Below are 4,428 nucleotides of genomic sequence, written 5' to 3'. Positions count from 1 at the left end.
AATCGGTTTTTACTGGGGTGGTATCAACGATCGCAATATGAAAGTGGCCCCGGGGGCCTACTATGCTGTTGTTAAAATGTTCATTACTTATATCGACGCCTATGGAGAAGAAAAGGTGGAGCAGGTAGTGAAACAGCTCGCTCTTGGTGTAGGGAGAGGAAAACCGACGGGCAATTCGGAATAATCTCGGGTCTTTCTCTTTTCTGTCCATGCTCAGGGTGGAGACCGGCAACCACCCTGATATTTACCTTCCCGGCCGAAACTGCTCCTGAAAAATGTTTGCAAGAAGAAATTCGAATTTTGTTGCATTTATCGTTGAATATACACTATAATTTGTATATAGAACATCGGGGTACTACAATATCAGTGGTCGGGGGATTCGAAGCAAAAAGGTAGATTCAATGGGCAATGGTGGTCGGTACACGACCTTTTCCTTGTGTTGACAGAGCATTTCTTATTATTGAGAGCTACCGAATTATATGTCTGTTTTCTCCGTCATTCCGGCCCGAATCACGTTCCGGGGAAACTTCAGCCGGAATCCGGTCTTTCGGTTGAAAATGGATGCCGGATCGAGTCCGGCATGACACGCCATAACTAGTGTGATGTATCGCAAATACGTGTGTGTTTCCGTGGAGCTGTTTTCGTTCCTGTTGAGGCGCGAAGCCGGCGAATACCGGGTGTATTCAACTGATGAGCAACGAAGACAGCGGTGAAAAGGGCCCGGGGGAGCATATTCGTATTTGAGATACAGTACACCAGGCTGTTAATTATACAGGTTTCTATAGTATATAATAGCCCACCGCCATTTCTCCTGGAGTGGGGGAAGAGCCGGTTTTAGTAAGGCGCTTTTTTGCATTGTATTCTTTTCATTTAAAAAAAATTCAGTACTAAATATCGGGAGATGAATGCATGAAAAACAACGGCAAAACAATACTTTTTATTTTTGCCTTATTCATGGTTACCGTTCCGCTTCGCAGTCAGACAAGTGATTGGGGGGAGAATACAGATCAGGTTATCCCGTTTTCAGGTACCGACTGGGACGCTGATTCGCTGTTCCTTGGAGCAACATTTCTTCGTGATACGACGAAACCGTTTAAGGTCTGGCTTCGTGAAGGGTCAGGACTTCAATGTGAGCTTTACCTGATGGTTCCGACTTCACCTACAACAGATACTGCTATTTTCCTTTTTTACAATATTAATAATCCACCCGGTGTAGAGACGCGGGTAGATCTTACAAATAATGCCGTTATCGAGCAGTATGTCGAGCATATGGATACTGTTTTTTTTCTGCTGAGAAGAACGCAATATGGAACCTATAACGGATATACCGGACCAAATCGTGCTCCCGGTGATATGTGCACTCAAGGTGATTCGCTTGGTGCATGCGATGGAGTTGACAGATATTACAGTGGCGAATATTCAACTACTCTTGTTCCGACAACCGACGGTCGCATGGTTCCTATAGGCCGCCGATGGTGCGTGTCCGGATGGATACGGGATGATGCACTTGACATGCGCACCGACACTGTTGAGTTCGGCTTTGAAGAGCGTAGGACCATGGAGCCGGGATTCAGATCTGAGTGGCTTGATTTTAACGATATCGTATTTCATATCACAGGAATTTTTCTCATTAAGCCGTCCTATGCGACCACCCTCACGCTTACGGTCTCCGATACGGCGATATCGGCGGGAACGTTTGCGACCATTACCGGGCAAATATCAGACCAGAACGACAGTGTTCGAACAGATCTGGCAGACAGTATAGAGTGGTTTCTGGATCCCGCTACGCAGGTTGAGGGGGACTCCTTAACTAATGCAAGGGGGGACTCGACACGGTTTACCTCGAAAGTGGCTTACCGGACCGCACGGGTAATAGGACGATATATTTCGGACGATACGGGTGAGGAACTCCGCGATACGGCCCGGATTTATATCATGTCCGGTCCTGCGGATCATCTTGTTATTCAAGACGCTGTAGGGGCCACGGATCTTTATCATGACGACCCGGTTGGAGGAGGACGGTTAACGCTCGGATCAACCGAGACAAGCACCGAAGATGTGTATGCAGTGCTCAGGGATGAATTTGGAAATTATGTGCAGCGATCAACGCAAACGGCGTGGGATACCCTTGCCGGTCCGGAACTGGTGGTATGGGCTTCGACGGGAACAGATCCCTCCCGGGGCCAGGGACGGATTGAGAAAACCTTTACGCAGGATCAGGGAGCTACCGCTGTCTATGCACGATGCCTTATCCCCGGTTATACCGGACCGTCATTTAACGATACAATTCTCGTGTCAATCGATCCCACGACCTATGATTCGTTGCGAATTGTGGATGATGGTGGCGGTGTGCTCACGCAATTAACGACAACGATTGACGACAGCACATTGCTGTTTGTTGAAGGCCGGCGGACCGATAACGGGAAGTGGACTTCGGTAAGTGGTACATGGGCAATGACGCCCTCACTCAGTCCGCGAATTCCACCCTCATCGGGACCATCATGGAATTTTTCTCCCCGGGATACCGGCTCGGCCGTCATCAGAGTGGACCGTCAGACCCTTTCCGCCCAAATTACCGTCTCCGTGGGAGCGGGCGAACCGGAAAGACTGCAGTTATATGAGACTCCGGGCATGCCCGATACCAATGGAAACGATCCCCTTCCCAAGTATATGTCGGCCCGGGCAGGAGATACTGTTGATATTGTGGCAAAGCTCTTTGATAAGCAAAACAACTGGTTGAGTATCTACGAAGAGCAGCACTCTCAGGGAGATCAGATACGATGGGCAGGAGACCAGATTCGTGGCGGAACATTGATCGCCACCCAGGGGGCGGCAACCAGCTATCTGCCGGTTACCGCGGGCCTGCGGGATACCATTATTGCCTATTTCCAGAAGGACCTTACAACCAGACTGGAAGACACGCTTATTGTAACGGTAAATCCCGGTCCTGCCGAAAAGATAGAAATTGTTTATGATACAACAAGCCTGGGACGGGTCCCGGTTGATATCGAATTTGCTCAGACCGATTCACTGCTTACTGTTTATACCGTACTGCGAGATTATTATGGAAATTTTGCCGGATTCGCCGACAACAGCGGATGGACGAGTCGTGACAGCGCCGATATTACCGCAGAACGGGGCGCAAATACCTCTTATGGTGAAGGAATAATCCGTCGGACAAGTGATAACGAGGCCTATGTCTGGGTCGTTTCCTCCTATTATAACGTCGAAACCAGTCTCTGGCTCTACGATTCCGTTAATGTTCACCTCACCAATATCAGCTACGATTCTCTTCAGATCTACGAATTCAGCAATGGCTATGTACGGGCTGATTCCTTGACCCTTCGCACCGGTGAGGGCAAGCCGCTTTATGCCTACGGTAAACATCCCATTCGTGGCTGGGAGCAGGTCCCGGCTATCTGGATAAAAAGCGCCGGATTGATAACTGAAGGGGATCCGCCGGCCTGGAGCAATCAATGGAACGTGACGGCCGAAGATATTGGTGATGGATGGATTACAATAACGCGCTCCGGTTCGGTACCCGATTCGATTCCGGTCACTTTTTTACCGGGAGATCCGAATAATCTCGATATTTACGACCGGCCGGGTGATCCCGCAGGGCTTACGCCGCTCAGCACCGTACCCATCAGGGCCGGAACCACGCTGGAACTCTATGCAAAAGTCTTTTACGGCAACGAATGGTTCAGTCAATATGAGAACATCGACAGCTCAAGAAAAATTTTCACCTGGGGAATTCGAAAGATTTCGGGGACCGCGCCGGCGGAAACATTATCGACCCTCGAAGGCCACACTACGTCGTTTGCCCCTACCGCCGCCTACACCTTATATCGGATAACGGCCGTCTTTGACAACAACGGTATTCGTCTGGTCGATTCGATTACTGTTGAGGTAACACCCGATACCGCCGACCATATTGTTGTCGAACGAAACCGTCAACCTCGCCTGAACGCCGACGATCCCTACGATCCGATCAGCTTCGATGCCGGAACCGGTGTTGTCTATCCCTATGCAATTCTCAGAGACCGGTTCGGCAACTACGTTGCCAACAGCAGCAACACCGAATGGTTTTCCCTCGATGAAACCGTAGTAACAGCGCAGGACGGCCGTATACCGCAGGATGGTGAAGGGCGTATTGATCGCGTGGGAGCTATCGATACAACCCGGGTGATCGCCTGGAATGCCGATAAACCCTCGAACCCAACCATGTACGATACGGTGATGGTAATTCTTTCAAATGTGACCTACGATTCTCTTCGCATTGTTTCTTCACCGGCCGGTACTGAGCGAATGACCCATTTAGCCGTTACCGCAGGAGAGGATACGACAATATATGTTCAGGGGCTGCGACGTTTCGATACCACCTGGGTTGTTGTTGACGGTGATTGGACATTTTCATCTCCCACACTT

General features: G+C 49.8%; 1 protein-coding gene. It reads left to right on the top strand.

Translation table 11 applies throughout. The features are described from left to right. Positions 1-909 precede the first annotated feature (909 nt). Positions 910-4,428 (top strand): hypothetical protein (locus GF401_02005; GenBank protein ID MBD3343820.1); only part of this gene is annotated, 3,519 nt, incomplete at its 3' end.

It is taken from the genome of Chitinivibrionales bacterium, from assembly GCA_014728215.1.
Classification (GTDB): domain Bacteria; phylum Fibrobacterota; class Chitinivibrionia; order Chitinivibrionales; family WJKA01; genus WJKA01.
This window is presented reverse-complemented; position numbering and strand designations above follow the sequence as displayed.